Here is a 14475-nt window from a genome sequence, read left to right as displayed (position 1 = left end):
CGAGGAATGCGTCGGTGAACCGCTCGGCTGTTCGACTCGGAATTGCACCAGGCCTAGCGAGTGCTAGTTGAAGCCCGGAATCTGGGGCAGCTGCGGCACATTCGGGATCTGCGGCAGCTGGGGCAGCTGCGGCATATTCGGGACCTGAGGCAACTGCGGCGTGCTGCCCTGCGTGCCGCCCTGAGCACCACCTTGTGCCCCACCCTGCGGGGTTTGGACGCCGCCCTGTGCGCCGCCTTCGGCGCCACCTTGCGCGCCACCCTGGGGAGCCTGGGCGCCGCCTTGTGCGCCACCTTGCGCCCCGCCTTGTGCGCCGCCCTGCGGGGTTTGGACGCCACCTTGTGTACCGCCCTGAGCGCCGCCTTGTGCTCCCCCCGCCGGCGGGGCCGGGGCGGGCTGGTAGGCGCTGGCACCGGCGACGCCGGTGAGGAGCAGGGTTGCGGTCGCTCCTGCGGCGGCCGCGGCTGCGATGATCCGATTCATGTGTGTAGCCCCTTCTCGTGTTGAAGTGGTACATGCGTACATGCTGATCAAACGTTCAACACAGTAGTGGCTCAGATCACAATCAGCAAAACTGGTCGGTATGAAATGAGTTCGAAGTCGGGAATTCGGTCGGTTTCGGCGCGGTTCGCCGTCGTCGCCGTGCGGGTGGAATATCGAATAGTCGGGCGGTTACGGCCCGGAATGCCGGTCGGCTCAACGCGTTGGAACGCGGAGCCGAAGCCCGTGCGCGTCGCCGCCGCGCCGAAGCGCGGCGGCGACGCCGAACAGTGCGGTTTGCTGCGACGTCCGACCCCTACTGCGGAAAGGTGGTTACGCGAATTGGGGTGAACGCCGCAGGCGAGCCGATCGACTGCTCAGTCGCAAGACTGTACCGCAGTGAGATCCCCACGGATAAAGCGAAATTGCCGGGTTCAGGGCCGTTCTCAGCCCACTGTGCCGTTGCCTGCTCCGGGGCTAGTGCCTGTGCCCGCTCCGGTGCCAGTGCCTTCGCCCGCGCCGGTCCCGGTGCCTGCGCCAGGGCTGGTGCCGGTGCCGGGGCTGGTGCCGGTGCCGGGGCTGGTGCCGGTGCCGGGGCTGGTGCCGGTGCCTGCGCCCGGGCTGGTGCTGGCGCCGTTGCCCGTGCCGCCGTTGTCTGCGCCCTGATCAGCTTCGGTGCTCGGGCACTCCTCGACCGGTTCGGTCGACTCGTCGGCCGTCTCGTCGTCTTTGGCGGGCAGGCCGGCGCTGCCGGAGCTGGGCAAGCCGGCTGGCGCGCCACCCTGCGGAGTGCTGCTCTCGTCGTTGGCCCCGTTGCCGCTGTCACTGCCTGCGCTCGGGTCGGTCTCGTTGGTGCTGGGTTCGCTCGGCTGCTTTTTCTTCTTGGCCGGGTCTTCGGTGCCGCTCTTGTTCTCTGGGCACTTCTCGGGTCCGGTCTGGCTTACCCTGCTGAATCCGCCGACCGAATCATCGGTCTGGAATGTATTCGCCCCGGCGGCACCGGCTAGCAATAGTGTCGCGGTCAGCCCTGCGGCCGCGGCTCCGATCTTGCAAATCATATGTGTAGCCCCTTCTCGTTTCGAAGTGGTACATGCTGATCAAACGTTCAACACGTTAGTGGTGATCCTTCGAAATGAGCAGGACGTCGGTACCGTAGGCAAGTCACTTTCGCTTGCGCGCACCGGCCCACACAGCAGTAATTCCAATTGGCCCGGCACTTGCCATTGCTCCGGATATGCCTGTTCCCGAACTGCGGATAATTAAACCCCCGCAACCGAAATCATTGGCAATGAACGGAACATGACCGAACGGGTGCCCGGTCATGTTCCGTTCCGCGTCGAATTACGGAGCTATAGCCGCCTTGGCTGGGACCAGCGAGCCGAGCGTGATGTCGTCGCCCGCATCGGGAACCTCGGTGCCGCGCAGGGAGGTGCCTGCGGTTTCCCGGAGGAAGCACCAGGCGACCAGTCCGACGAGGCTCGCGCCGACCATGTAGACGGCCGGGAACAGTGACCAGCCGGTCCCCTCGATGACGGCCTCGTTGACCAGCGGGGCGGTGCCACCGAAGGCGGCGGTGGAGAGGTTGTAGGCCAGCGCGAACCCGGCGTAGCGGACGTGCGTCGGGAAGATCGCCGGAAAGGTGGAGCTGATGGTCGCCAGCTGCGGAACGTACAGCAGGCCGAGCACCACGAAGCCGGTGATGGCCCATACGGTGCCCTGACCCATCAGCCAATACATCGGGACGGCCAGGGCGGCCAGGCCGACCAGCGAGAACAGCCACATCGGGCGGCGGCCGACCCGGTCGGACAGCCGGCCGAAGAACGGCAGCACCAGCATCATCACCGTCTGGCCGATCAACATCATCGCGGTGGTGTCGGACTCGCCCATGCCGATGGTTTTCTGCAGGTAGGTCGGCTGGTAGGTGAGCAGGGTGTAGTTCACGACGTTGAGCGCGACGACCAGACCGGCCAGCGTGAGCAGCTCGCGCCGGTAGGTGGTGACCAATTCGCGCAGGCCACGCAGGCCGCCGGGCGGCTGGTTCTCCTCCTCGGCGACTTCGGTGAACACCGGGCTCTCGTCGAGTTTCGACCGCAGATACCAGCCGACCAGGCCGAGTGGCACGGCGAGCAGGAACGGGATGCGCCAACCCCAGTCGTGCATCGCGGCCGAGCCGAACGTGAGCTGGCAGGTGAGCACCGTCGCCGACCCGCCGACGAAGCCTGCGAGCGTGCCGAATTCGAGGAAACTGCCGAGGAAGCCGCGCTTCTTGTCGCTGGCGCATTCGGCCAGATATGTTGCGGCGCCGCCGTATTCACCGCCGGTGGAGAAGCCCTGCACGACGCGCAGCGCGATCAGCAGGATCGGCGCGAGAACGCCGACTTGGGAATGGGTCGGCAGCAGGCCGATGGCGCCGGTAGCCGCGGCCATCAACAGAATCGTGGTGGCCAGCACTGCTTTTCGGCCGATCCGATCGCCGAGCGGACCCCACACCATGCCGCCGAGCGGGCGCAGCAGGAACGAGATGGCGAAGCCGAGCATGGTGCCGAGCGTGCCCAACTCGCCCGGGAAGAAAGCGTCGGTCAGGTAGGTGGCCGTCGCGGCATACACGCCGTAGTCGAACCATTCGGTGGCATTGCCCATTGCGGAAGCGGCGACCGATCGCCGTAGTGGAAAACTCCCCGGGTCCCCATCACTCACGTACGCGTCCTCTCCAGCCCGTTGAACGGACCTCGTTTCGGCCCGCCTCCGGGTCCTGACACCAGAGACTGGGCACGAAATAGACCGATACCCACGTTTCATCCGATGCAAACAGGGCATCCCGGTGTGCCCACCTCTTACGAGTGCTGCGACCTGCGGAGGAGGGGCTGGCTGTGAGGATGGTCACGAATTGATAACGGACCGAGAATCGTCAGCGTTGGCGCGGTGAACACCTCGCGCACGTTTCTGTCGCCGAACTTTGCGTGGTCGCCCGCTCGGCGCCGACGACGGCCGAGTTCGGTCTCTCGCGTCCAGCAGGTCACCCGGTTGCCGCGGCGGCCCCCGGCTTGACCAAGCCTGCTTCATAGGCGAACACCACCGCCTGCACCCGATCGCGCAGACCGAGTTTCGACAGCACCGAGCTGACATGGGTCTTCACCGTGTGCTCGCTGACCTTCAGCGCCGCGGCGACCTCGGCGTTCGAGAGGCCACGGGCGAGCTGGCGCAACGTGTCTCGCTCCCGCTCGGTCAGCTCGTCCAGACGGCACGCCAATTCGGGCCGTGGACGCCCGCGCTCGGTGAGTTCGGTGATCAAGCGCCTGGTCACCGTCGGCGCCAGCAGGGCCTCGCCGGCGGCGACGACGCGCACCGCGTCGGCCAGCTCGTCGCGGCGAACAACTTCGAGCAGGGACCCGCCGGCTCCGGCCCGCAGGGCATCGTCGACATCGAACATGGTGAGCACCAACACTTTCGCCGAGGTCTCGGCACAGATCCGGTGGGTAGCGCCACGCCGTCCAGGGCGGCATTCATGACCGCCAGCGCATAGGTCTTCTCGATGGCCTCCAGTCCGTCGGCGGCGCCTGCGGTCCGGGTCGCCACACTGGTAAGCCGCACAAGCGCTCAGTCTGGTCTGCGCGCGAGCTTCGTCGCCTCACTCTGCGGTCTGATACCGTCCTCATCCCTACGGGTGAGGTTGCGCCGCTACGACTTCGGTGACTGCCGGTCCACCTGTTCGGCCAGAAACTGTTCCCACGTCCGTTGACCGCGTTGGGTGCCGTCGAAGGTCAGATTCGCGCCGGCGCGGTACAGCTTGCCGGTCCTTCCCGGCCACCGCACCGGCAGCAGCAGCCGTCGTTTGCCGCTCGCCCGCAGATAGTCGCGCAGCACCTCGGCCAGTTCGTACACCGTCGGCCCGGCCAGATTTGGCACCAGCCCGGCAGGTTCGTCCAATGTCAACTCCACCAGCCGCGCCGCGACGTCGCGCGTATCGACCGGCTGCAGTCGCACCCCACGGGGGACCGGCACCACCGGGAGTTTGGCCAGCACGTGCACTGCGGTCAAGGCCAGGTCGTGAAACTGGGCGGCGCGCAGTGTCGTCCACGGCACCCCGGATGTGGCGACGATCCGCTCAGCAGCTGTCTTGGTCCGGTAGTAGCGGAGCGGGATCTTGTCCGCCGCGATCACCGAGATGAACACGAAGTGCCGGACCTCCGCCCGCGCTGCCGCATCCACCAGATGGCGGGTCGCCACGTCGTCACCCTTCGGCCCGCCCGCGAGATGCAGCACCACCTCGGCTCCCGCGACCGCCGCCGCCACCCCGTCCCCCTGCAACAGATCACCCACCACATACTCGACGCCATTCGTCGACTCGTGTGCCTGACGGCTCAACAGCCGCACCGTCGCCCCCGCCCCCACCAGCAGCGGAACCAGCTGCCGCCCCAGCGTGCCGGTACCTCCGGTAACCAGAATCGTCCCAACCATGATCGTTCCCCTCTCGTCCGGACCGAGCGCCGCTCTCCCCGTGCCGCAACAGCTTGTGTACTGCTAGGACGGATCAGGTCGAACGAATGTGACGCACGGTGTCGCGGGTCACGACTTCCCGTTGGTCGTACGTAGCCAGGATTCGAGGGTCTGCCGGGGGTCCTCGCAGAGCGCGGCGGTGTCGATGGGTTCGTCGGGACCGCCATCGGCATCGACCACCCCACGGCGGGCCCCCTCGACCTCGAGCTCTTCCAACTCAGGCTGGTCGAGAACCCGTACCTGCCATTGGTTCAGCTGCCGTCGACCGAGGGTGACCGTGACCGCATCACCGCCGCGTCGGCTTGATCAGCCGCTCGCAGGCCAGTTTTCCTCGATGATCAGGCGACCGGCGCGCACCGCCGCCGCGTGGTGCTCGGCGACCAGGTCGGCCGGGTAGGTCGGCCAGAGGGTGATGGCGCCGCTGGCCTTGTCGATGGTGCTCACCGTGCCGCCGATGGGCAGCGGGCTTGGCGGAGTGCGGTTTTCGGTGGGCGGTGGTGGCGTGAAGATGGCGACGACGACGAAGCAGCTGTCGAATTCGGTGATCCGATTGGTGATCCCGCGCCCGGCGTCGTCGTCGAAGGACAGGTAGCGCTCGGTGAGACGTTCGGCCTCGGCGAGGGTCACCGGGGTGGTGCACTCGGTCGGGTAAGCATGGATGTCCATGGTGTCGACGGCGGCCACCGGCGGTGGCGCCAACTCCTTTCCGCAATCCTGGTGCCCCACTGTGCCGTACGCGCGCGGCGGCTGCTCGCGTTGTCCGGGATTTGCTATCGGACGGCAGAGTTTGCCGGTTAGTCGAAGTGCACGGTGGCGAGCATCCGGCGAGCCAGCAGTTCGGGGTCGGCCCCGTCGGCGAGGCTCGAATTATCCAGCGCCCCTTCGCGCCACAGCGCGGCGAATCCGTGTACCAGCGACCAGGCGGCCAGCTGGGTGGCCTGCTGCTGCTCGACGTCGCCGGGCTGGATGGCGGACACGCCGGAGCGCAGCGCCGCAGCGGACTTCGTGCGCGCCTCGGCCAGGCGCGGGTCGTCGGCCCGCAGCAGGCTGTGCCGGAACATCACGTCGAAATGCCCGGGGTGCTCGCGCGCGAAACGGATGTAGGCGACGGCTACCTCGCGGAAGTCGGCCCCGGCCTGCGTCAGTTCGGCGGCGAGCAGCTCGAATCCCTCGATGGCCAGCGCGGTCAGCACCCCCGCGCGATCGCCGAAATGGTGCGCGGGCGCCGCGTGCGAGACGCCGGCCCGGCGGGCCAATTCGCGCAGGGACACCGCGTCGACCCCGTCGCTCGCGATCTGGTCGGCCGCCGCGGCCAGGATGGTGGCCCGCAGATCGCCGTGGTGATAGCCGCTTTTCGCCATGCTTCGATGGTGCCCGAGAATCTAGTCATTGACAAGTTTGGCGCTCGATCCTAATCTTTCCAGTGTCAAGATTGATCGCTAGAAACGTAGGAGACCCTGATGGCACCGCTGGTTGTACTCGCCGTCGTCACCGCATTGGCCCGCCTGATCGGCTGGCTGGCCGGGCCGGACTGGCTCGACTCGTGGCCCCACGCCGTCGCACTCGGTCTCGCGGCCATGTTCGCGCTGACCGCCAGCGCCCACTTCCTCTCGCCGCGCCGCGAAGCACTGGTGGCAATGGTGCCGCCGAACCTGCCCAACCCAGCCGCCCTGGTCGCCCTCACCGGCGTCCTCGAATTGGCCGGCGCGGCCGGACTACTCATCCCCGCCACCGCGAAACTCGCCGCCGCAGCCCTGATCCTCCTACTGATCTCCCTGTTCCCGGCCAACATTCGCGCCGCGAAAGCAGACCTCGGCATCAAGACCATGCCGCTACCGCTGCGCGCCCTGGTCCAGGTTCTCTTCATCGCCGCACTGAGTGTGGTCCTCTTCGCCTGAGCAACAGACAAGCCGGCCTGCGCAACGAAAGACGTTGCGCAGGCCGGCTTTCTCCGGTGCAGCCAGTCGGCGTCAGCAGCTCCAGCCGGTTCGGTCATCCGTCGAAAAGAGACTCGCAGACCTGGAATGCATCGCGCCTGCCGAGGACAACAGGGGCTACAGCACGGCTTGGGTCTGGGTCACCTTGGCGACGAGCATGTTCGCGTCATCGCGAATTTCGGTCTCCACCACGATGAATGAACGGCCCGCGTGCAGCGGGGTGGACGTGGCTGTGGCATAGCCGGAGCGGACCGCTCGGACGAAGTTGGTTTTCGATTCGACGGTGGTGGTGCCTGCCTTGCCTTCCGGCAGGTTCAGGTAGGCGCACACCGCGCCGGTCGCGTCCGCCAGCGACATCAGTGCGCCGCCGTGCAGCACGCCGCCGAGCGTGCACAGGGACTCGTTCCAGGCGATGCGGCTGCGGACCAGGTCGGGGCCGTGCTGGAGCACCTCGATACCGAGCCGCTCGGTGAACGGCATGGTTTGGTGGAACAGTTTGGTGCCCGTCTCATCGATCATGGTCGCGATCCTCCCCGATCCGGTGCGTCCGGTCGATTACCCGCGAGGTAATGCTTCTCGGTCCGATCGGCTGCGCCGCATGGCGTGGGTGCTCACTACGACTATCACCAGGATCGCCGTGAGCCCGCCGTACAGCATGACGCTGGTGGGCGAGCCGCGGTCCACCACGAAGCCGCCGGCCAGCGCGCCGAGCGAGATCGTTGCCTGGAAGGAAGCGGTGAACAGCACCGAGGCCGCCTCCGGCGTATCAGGCGCGGCCTTGGTGAACCAGGCTTGCGACGACACCGGCACCGCGCCGTACCCGATACCCCAGACGATCAGGAGCACCAGCGCGCCGGCCTGCCACTGGCCGAGCAGGGGTAGTAGGAGGGTGGCACCCGCCAGAAGTGCGGCGGCGCAGCCGAAGGTGGCATGGGGATGCCGCTCGACCGCCGCGCCGCCCAGGAAATTACCGAGAATGCCTGCGGCACCGTAGATCAGGAGCAGCAGGGTGACCATGCCCGGTCCGAGACGAGTCACCTGTTCGAGAAACGGAGTGACGTAGGTGTAGGCGCCGAAATGCGCAAGTACTACGAGAAATGTTGTCAGCAAGGCGAATCGGACGTCTATGCCGCGGAGTAGCCCACGTAATACGGCAACTCGGATCGTCTGTTGAGCGGGCAGCGGCGGCAGGGACATCACCAGCATGCCCAGCACTCCGGTCGCGAGCATCCCGACCACCACGAATGTCGTTCGCCAGCCCGCGATCTCACCGAGCAACGTGCCTGCCGGCACGCCCAGCACGGATCCGAGCGGAACCGCGGCAAAGATCACCGCGTTGGCCCGGCTCACCGCAGCTTCGGGCACCAGCCGGTGGGCCAGCCCGGCCGCGATGGCCCAGAACCCGCCGATGGAGATGCCGACCAGCACCCTGGACGCCAGCACGACCAAGTACACCGGTGCGAATGCCACCAGTACGTTACTGAGCACAAGCAGAAACATGAACAGGCACAACATGATTCGCCGATCGATCCGCCCGGCGGCGACGATCGCGACCGGCGCGGCGACGGCGGCGACCAGTCCGGGCGTGGTCATCATCAACCCGGCCATACCGTCGGAGATGGTGAAGTCGGCACCGATCGAGGTGAGCAGGCCGATCGGCAGGATCTCGGCGGTGACGATCGAGAAGATGGCGAGCATCACCGAGACCACGGCGAGCCAGCCGGTCAGCGTGCTGCGGGGGGATACCGGAGGAGGTGCGAGAACGGTGGACACGGCGCCCAGTTCACCAGCGGGTCAGCCGTTGATCCGGCGGGTTTACGCCACCACCATATTCAGGGCGAAAACCCGCTCAGCCGCGCCCGGCGCGCATCGGGGCGAGGAATTCGGCGTTCGTCTCGGACTTGCGCAGCCCCTCCAGCAGCAGGTCGAGCGCCTGTGGGGCGTCCAGGGTGGCGAGGGTCTTGCGCAGGGTGTGCGTCGCGGCCAGCTCGTCGGGTGCGAGCAGCAGTTCGTCCTTGCGGGTGCTGGACTGACCGATGTCCACGGCGGGGAACACCCGGCGGTTCGCAGCGGCGCGGTCGAGCTTGAGCTCGGCATTGCCGGTGCCCTTGTACTCCTCGAAGATCACCGTGTCGGCCAGCGAGCCGGTCTCCACCAGGGCGGTGGCGATGATGGTGAGCGAGCCACCGTTCTCGATATTGCGTGCGGCGCCGAGGAACCGCTTGGGCGGGGCGAGCGCGGAGGCTTCCACGCCGCCGGACAGCACCCGGCCGGAGCCGGGGCTCGCCAGGTTGTAGGCGCGGGCGAGGCGGGTCAGCGAATCGAGCAGGACGACGACGTCGCGGCCCATTTCGACCAGCCGTTTGGCGTGTTCGATGGCGAGCTCGGCAACCGCGATGTGTTCGCGGGCGGGTTGATCGAAGGTAGCGGCGGCCACGTCCGCGGGGACGGCCCTGGTCAGGTCGGTGACCTCCTCGGGGCGCTCGCCGACCAAGACGAGCATGAGCTCGCACTCGGGGTGGTTCTTCGCGATGCCGTGCGATATCGCTTGCAGCACAGAGGTTTTGCCCGCTTTCGGGGGCGCGACGATCAAGGCGCGCTGTCCCTTGCCGATCGGCATGACCAGGTCGGTGACGCGGGTGGTCATGGCGTGCCGTTCGGTTTCCAGGCGGAGGCGTTGGTTGGGGTAGATCGGTACCAGGTCATTGAAGGCGGGCCGGTGGGCGATCTTGTCCGGGTGCTGCCCGTTGACCGTGTCGACGGTGCGCAGCGGTGCGGGTTTGCCGTTGGCACCGGCGGATTGTGTTGTGCCGGTGAGAAAGTCGCCGCGGCGCAGGTGATGTTCGCGGATCAGTCGGTGCGGCACGGGGATGTCGCTCGGTCCGGGCAGGTAGCCGTCGAGGCGCAGGGTGCCGCGGTTGTCGGTGAGGTCGAGGATGCCGGTGACGGTGCGGGCCGGGTCTTGTTCGGCCGCTCCGCCTTCGGCGGGGTTGTCGTTGATTGTGTTGGGGTTCATGGGTTTTCCTTACAGCGGAGTGAGTACGGCGAAACGGCCGTGAAGGCGACGACGAGCGTCGCGGAGCAAGATCCTCGGGGTACTCCGGAACGGTTCTGTCGACCGGGTCGGAGAGGGGATCTCAGAATTCTTGTGGGAGAACTAGCTACATCCACAAGTAGAAGACGTGGCCGAGAGTACAGGTTCGATCTTCGGCGCGCAATGGTGTCGTTCACCGGGGTCCGGACGGGCGGCAGCTGCCACACATCATCGTCTGCTATCAGCTCAACGGCCCCTGGTGGGTGAATATTCCCGTGACCCGGGCGAATGCCCTCTCCGGATACGGCAAAGCCCGGCAGATGACGTGGGGGACACGTCGCCTGCCGGGCTTCGGCGGTATGCGGTGCTGCTTATCCGTACACGGAGTTGTAGAACTGGATCGCGCTGGCGATGCCGACCGGAACGCCGAGCACGATCATGCCCGCCGCGGCACCGAGCGCGATGCCGACGCCCGCGCCCGCGATGCACAGACCGATCGGGCCGGCGAAGAAGGTCGGCACGACCAGCGGAGCGCCGATGATCGCACCCGCGACGCAGCCGAGCGCGCCGCCGACGATGGTGCCGACCAGGGTGCCGATGGCGGTGGCCAGGCCGAACTGGGTGGCGGCGGTGCTCAGCGCGGTGTTGAAGTCGGCGCCCGCGACATCCTTCGCGGCGACCGGTTGCAGCATCGACGCAGGGTGCGCGTCCGCCGCATCGGTGCTCGGGGTGAAAGTAGCGGTATTACCGTCGATTTGAGCCGCGATTGGCCATTCCATACCGTCTTTGAGATACGTCAGCGGCATGCCAGCAACCAGGCGGCCCTGATTGTCCAGCACCTGGAATTGGGTGCCCTGGGTCGTCAGTGACCCGGCGTCGGTCTTCAACACGACCGATTTGTCGACCACATTCGCGGTGTAGTGGATGCCGGGCAGAATGTCGGTTTGCACGGTCGATCCCGGGGCAGGGGCCGGCGCGGCAGGTTCCGCGTACGCGGTGCCGCTCGTGATCCCGATAGCCGCGATGACCAGGGTGGACGCGGCAGCAAACTTCTTGACCCTCATACTTTTCAGACACTTTCCTCAGCAGGAGCACCGTCGGCCCGCAGGGGGCTCGAGCCGGCGCGGCCCATCAATACGAACCTCTGAACAGGCTCGTCGTCCTTTGTTTCGAACAAGTAACAGGAGGCGCCAGGAAAGCGTCAAATAGAAGTGATCTGTGTTAAAGAAACATAAATTCAGACATTTAGCTAACTCTCAGCATCCATTAATGTGGCGCGCGACACGTTATTTCACAAATGGATGCGGCGGCTCAGCTGATGCGGCCGACGACCGCACCGGGCAGCACCGGCAGCACCAGACCCAGCAGTCGCCACGGCCACGCAGGCACGAACGCCCGCCGCCGTTCCTTCTCGATCGCACCGACCATCGCGGCGACGCCCTTGTCCAGCGGCGCCACCAGGCGCGCATCGCCCGCTTTGGCGGCCATATCGGTGGCGATGAACCCCGGCAGCAGCGTGGTGACCGCGATCGGCGACTTGGCCAGCTCGGTCGAGAGTGCCTGTCCGAGCGCGTCCAGGCCCGCCTTGCTCGCCGAGTAGGCGGCCTTCTTGCCCGGCAGTCCGCGCACCGCGCTCATCGACGACACCAGGACCAGGTGCCCGGCGTTCTGTGCGCGGAATATCTCCAGCGCCGCCTCCGCCTGCGCCAGCGCGCTGACGAAATTCGTTGTCGCGGTGGCGATATTGGCGTCGGCCCGGCCGCTGCCGATGACCGCGCCCTTACCGAGCCCCGCATTGACGATGACCCGGTCCAGTCCGCCGAGCTCGTCGCGCAGCTCGCCGAATACCCGCGGCACCGCCGCGTGCTCGTTCACGTCGAGCGCGCGGATCGCCACGGTGATCTCCGGATGGGCCGCGACGAGTTCGTTGCGCAGCGCCTCGAGCGCGGTCAGCCGTCGAGCGCACAGGGCGAGGTCGCGGCCCTTGCTCGCGAAGTCGCGCGCCATGCCTGCGCCGAGACCCGCGCTCGCACCGGTGATCAGAATCTTCGTCCTCGTCATGGGCTGACCCTAGCGAGGGGGTCGGGTCAGCCGCCTGCCGATCCGGTGCTCGGCTGCGGGGGCAGCAGGCGCCACCGGCCGCAATTCACGGTCTTGAAGGCCACGTCGGTCGCCTTGATCTCGGCGCGGATCGGACCGAGCCGGGTGAAGTTGTTGCCGATGATGTATCGCATATTCGTGTTGTCGCCCTCGACCTTCCAGAGCCTGCGCCAATCACAGGCGTAGGCCGGGTCGGGCGTGCCCGGGGCCTCCCAGATGCCGGGGAAGATGTCGATCCCGACCAGATAAAGGCCGTCCTCGGGCATGGTGTTCGCCGGCTCGGCCGCCGCCGTCGCGGCGCCGAGCAGGGTCATCGCGGACGTCATGGCGCCGGCGATCAGGAAGGCATGTGCACGCATGGCGACGTTCTCCTCGAGTCGTGCTGCAACCGCCACGCAGCGGCTGACCTGGGGATCCCCGAATCTCCGGGGCCAAGATCTACCAGACACCTCGGGTGAATGTGGGCGTATTCACTTTTTCTTGTGTCGGTGCATAGCCAAATCGCGCACGATGTTGTCATCGATCTGGGCCGCCGCGATATCGAGGTATGACATGTGCTCAGCTCAGGTCCGTCCGCAAGAATCGACGGCCGAGGTCCTGCGACGCGCAGTGCGCGGGTTTGTGCACCGACTCGGGATTGGCCGCGTTGCTGGCGACCGACCGGGCACTGCTGCACTGGCGAGCGATGCGTGCGCTGAACGATAGCGGGCTGGCCGAGCAAGCGGTGCAGGAGTCACTGCTGCGGGCCTGGCGTTCGTGCGCGTTCTTCGACGAGACCAAGGGCAGCGTCCGATCCTGGTTGCTGACGATTCTGCGCAACGTCCTCATCGATATGATCCGCGCGCGGGCCGCGCGGCCGGGCGACACCGGCTGGGACGAAGTGGGCGAGCTCAGCGACATCCGCTATGCCCACCCCGACTTCACGGATGGCCTGGTCGACGGGCTGCTGGTCGCGGACCTGCTGTCCCGGCTGCCCGCACCGCAGCGCGACGCCGTGGTCGAGGTGATCCTGCGCGATCGCGCCTATCAAGAGGTCGCCGATGACTTCGGGGTCCCGGTCGGCACGGTGAAGACGCGCGTGCATTACGCACTGCGGTCGCTGCGCAGCCTGCCGCGCGGCGCTTGATTCCGAGGGTTGCCGACGGCGGTCGGACCCGACGGCCGCATGTCTTCGGTTCGGGGACGCAGGTACAGGGTGGCGAGCAGGCCGACTGCTCCGCTGACCGAGACCACCGCGCTAGCGGGCGCGAATTGCGCAAGGGCCCCCGCGGTCACGAATCCCAGCCCCTGCCAGAACATCAGGCCTGCGGTTTGCACCGCGAGGGCACGAGACCGTAAGTGTTCCGGGGCCACTTCGATCAACAGTCGGTCGAGCCCGAGGTGGTAGGCGAAGCCCATCCCGGACAACAGCAGGATCGGCGCGACGATCGCGAAGCTGGGCTGGAACCAGAAGCTCAGCACCGGGACGAAGACCAATGCCGCGAGATAGGGCACCAGCCCGCGCTGCCGGCTCGCGGTGAGCCGCCACATGGCCAGAAACTCTCCCAGGACGGTCCCCAAGGGCAGCATGGCCATCATGATGCCGAGCTCGACGCTCGTGAAACCGCGCGCGTGGGCATAGGGATTGGCCAACGCTTCAGCGAAAACGGACAGGGCCGGGATCGCCCAGCCCAGAAACAAGACCCTCCGTAGCGGCCCGACGGCCAGAATCCCACGGAGCCCGGTGATCGAGTCCCGCAGCAGGGAACTGTCGGTGTGGCCGCTGGTGGGACGTCGTGCGGTGCCCACCCGTAGCAGCACCGCCGAGACGAGAAACATGGCCGACTGGATCCAGAGTGCGCTCGACGGCGACATCACAACGAGCAGCAAGCCGCCGCCGCCGAAACCGACGATCTGTGCTCCTTGGGCGACCAGGCGAAACAGACTTCTGCCTGGTACATACGCGGAATCCGGGAGAATCTCCGCGAGCGTGGCTGCTCGGGTGCCTGCGAATATCGGACTTATCGAGCCCATGACGAACACCAGGCCCAGCAAAGCGAAGACCGGCATTCCCGGCATCGCCATCGCGGCCGCCAGCAGTGTTGTGGCCAGGTTGCAGGACACCAGCAGCCGTCGCGCCGGAATTCTGTCCACGAGCGCGGAGAACAATGCTCCGGCGAACAGGTGCGGCGTGAACGCCAACGCGAAGACCAGCGCAGTGAGCAGCGGAGAGCCGGTGCGCCGATAAACCAGAACGCTCAGCGAAAACTCGGCTATCACCGTGCCCAGCATGGAAATGACGTGCGAAGCGAAAAGGACCCGGAACTCGGGCACCGCAAACGCATCGCGATATCTTAACCGGGAATCGTCTGCGTGTCCGGTAGTCGAAGTTCTACTCTTCACCATATCCGATATCCGTAGGTCTGCCGATTGCCGCTGCGATTTTCG

The 14475-nt window shown here is 66.7% G+C and carries 17 protein-coding genes; 2 read left to right on the top strand and 15 right to left on the bottom strand.

What is annotated here, in order from left to right; translation table 11 throughout:
- Positions 1-63 precede the first annotated feature (63 nt).
- From DMB37_RS11395 to DMB37_RS11360, 8 genes are all read right to left on the bottom strand, one after another.
- Positions 64-483, bottom strand: a complete 420-nt coding sequence (locus tag DMB37_RS11395; RefSeq protein WP_135232672.1) for a hypothetical protein — start codon at positions 481-483, stop codon at positions 64-66.
- Between the two features lie 443 nt (positions 484-926).
- Complete coding sequence (locus tag DMB37_RS40465; protein WP_167768809.1) at positions 927-1538, bottom strand: hypothetical protein; 612 nt, start codon at positions 1536-1538, stop codon at positions 927-929.
- 283 nt (positions 1539-1821) lie between these two features.
- Positions 1822-3120: an MFS transporter gene (locus tag DMB37_RS11385; protein ID WP_135237497.1), complete on the bottom strand. Its 1299-nt coding sequence runs from the start codon at positions 3118-3120 to the stop codon at positions 1822-1824.
- Between the two features lie 376 nt (positions 3121-3496).
- A complete protein-coding gene (locus tag DMB37_RS11380; RefSeq protein ID WP_370465364.1) occupies positions 3497-3910 on the bottom strand; it encodes a LuxR C-terminal-related transcriptional regulator in 414 nt (137 codons plus the stop codon).
- Positions 3911-4158: 248 nt separating this feature from the next.
- A complete protein-coding gene (locus DMB37_RS11375) occupies positions 4159-4938 on the bottom strand; it encodes an SDR family oxidoreductase (protein WP_135232670.1) in 780 nt (259 codons plus the stop codon).
- Positions 4939-5046: 108 nt separating this feature from the next.
- A complete protein-coding gene (locus tag DMB37_RS40460; RefSeq protein WP_167768808.1) occupies positions 5047-5193 on the bottom strand; it encodes a hypothetical protein in 147 nt (48 codons plus the stop codon).
- 90 nt (positions 5194-5283) lie between these two features.
- Positions 5284-5676, bottom strand: a complete 393-nt coding sequence (locus tag DMB37_RS11365; protein WP_135232669.1) for a hypothetical protein — start codon at positions 5674-5676, stop codon at positions 5284-5286.
- A gap of 95 nt (positions 5677-5771) precedes the next feature.
- Entirely contained in the window at positions 5772-6338 is a 567-nt protein-coding gene (locus tag DMB37_RS11360) for a TetR/AcrR family transcriptional regulator (protein ID WP_135232668.1), read from the bottom strand.
- Positions 6339-6437: 99 nt separating this feature from the next.
- Between DMB37_RS11360 and DMB37_RS11355 the strand changes: the two genes are divergently transcribed.
- Positions 6438-6875, top strand: coding sequence for a DoxX family protein (locus DMB37_RS11355; RefSeq protein WP_135232667.1), 438 nt, complete (start codon positions 6438-6440; stop codon positions 6873-6875).
- Positions 6876-7031: 156 nt separating this feature from the next.
- Here the strand turns inward: DMB37_RS11355 and DMB37_RS11350 are convergent, their stop codons facing one another.
- The 6 genes from DMB37_RS11350 to DMB37_RS11325 all read right to left on the bottom strand — a co-directional run bounded on the left by DMB37_RS11350 (position 7032) and on the right by DMB37_RS11325 (position 12407).
- Positions 7032-7433, bottom strand: a complete 402-nt coding sequence (locus DMB37_RS11350) for a PaaI family thioesterase (protein ID WP_135232666.1) — start codon at positions 7431-7433, stop codon at positions 7032-7034.
- Between the two features lie 36 nt (positions 7434-7469).
- Positions 7470-8687 (bottom strand): MFS transporter, encoded by a 1218-nt coding sequence (locus DMB37_RS11345; protein ID WP_240772338.1) that lies wholly within the window; start codon positions 8685-8687, stop codon positions 7470-7472.
- 76 nt (positions 8688-8763) lie between these two features.
- Positions 8764-9930 (bottom strand): transcription termination factor Rho, short form, encoded by a 1167-nt coding sequence (locus DMB37_RS11340; RefSeq protein ID WP_135232665.1) that lies wholly within the window; start codon positions 9928-9930, stop codon positions 8764-8766.
- A gap of 389 nt (positions 9931-10319) precedes the next feature.
- Entirely contained in the window at positions 10320-11012 is a 693-nt protein-coding gene (locus DMB37_RS11335; protein WP_135232664.1) for a hypothetical protein, read from the bottom strand.
- Positions 11013-11259: 247 nt separating this feature from the next.
- Positions 11260-12009 (bottom strand): SDR family oxidoreductase, encoded by a 750-nt coding sequence (locus tag DMB37_RS11330; RefSeq protein WP_135232663.1) that lies wholly within the window; start codon positions 12007-12009, stop codon positions 11260-11262.
- A 26-nt stretch (positions 12010-12035) separates the two neighbouring features.
- A complete protein-coding gene (locus tag DMB37_RS11325) occupies positions 12036-12407 on the bottom strand; it encodes a hypothetical protein (protein ID WP_240772337.1) in 372 nt (123 codons plus the stop codon).
- Between the two features lie 260 nt (positions 12408-12667).
- Here DMB37_RS11325 and DMB37_RS11320 point away from each other — a divergent pair, with 260 nt between their 5' ends.
- Complete coding sequence (locus tag DMB37_RS11320; RefSeq protein WP_135232662.1) at positions 12668-13174, top strand: sigma-70 family RNA polymerase sigma factor; 507 nt, start codon at positions 12668-12670, stop codon at positions 13172-13174.
- Here the strand turns inward: DMB37_RS11320 and DMB37_RS11315 are convergent.
- Positions 13132-14433, bottom strand: a complete 1302-nt coding sequence (locus DMB37_RS11315) for an MFS transporter (protein ID WP_167768806.1) — start codon at positions 14431-14433, stop codon at positions 13132-13134. The two genes, DMB37_RS11320 and DMB37_RS11315, sit on opposite strands and share 43 nt — an antisense overlap.
- Positions 14434-14475: the final 42 nt, after the last annotated feature.

The sequence above is a fragment of the Nocardia sp. CS682 genome, from assembly GCF_004634405.1.
Taxonomy (GTDB): Bacteria; Actinomycetota; Actinomycetes; order Mycobacteriales; family Mycobacteriaceae; genus Nocardia; species Nocardia ninae.
The sequence above is the reverse complement of the archived record's forward strand: the minus strand, read 5'-3'. Positions and strand labels throughout refer to the sequence as shown.